1 protein-coding gene is annotated in these 354 nt (G+C 39.0%); it reads left to right on the top strand.

Going from position 1 to position 354, the window contains the following annotated elements:
* On the top strand, positions 1 to 354 hold a 354-nt coding region (locus ACG916_RS21580), incomplete at both ends, for a magnesium transporter CorA family protein (RefSeq protein WP_419378816.1).

The following is a 354-nucleotide window of genomic DNA, read 5'->3' as shown; positions in this document are numbered from 1 at the left end:
AAAACATACTTTACGTTTACGTAGTGCGATTCAATCGGCAATAGATTTGCATTTCTCGGCAATTGCTAACCAGACCGATGAGAACATGCGTATTCTTGCCATTATTACTGCTGTGTTTGCGCCTCTTACGCTTTTAACGGGTATTTATGGAATGAACTTTGAATTTATTCCGGGGCTTAAATCACCAGTAGGTTTTTGGATTATGCTTGGGGTTATGCTGCTAAGTACCATTTTATTGCTCTATTATTTTTATAGACAGCATATGGTGGGGCGTGGTGAAAAAAGTGTGATTGATTTACTGGCGCAGCAGCATCGCCAAGATCGTATGAATTTGTTTTGGTTTTTGGAATATGA

It is taken from the genome of Acinetobacter legionensis (assembly GCF_048552295.1).
In the GTDB taxonomy this organism is placed as follows: Bacteria; Pseudomonadota; Gammaproteobacteria; order Pseudomonadales; family Moraxellaceae; genus Acinetobacter.
The sequence above is the reverse complement of the archived record's forward strand: the minus strand, read 5'-3'. Positions and strand labels throughout refer to the sequence as shown.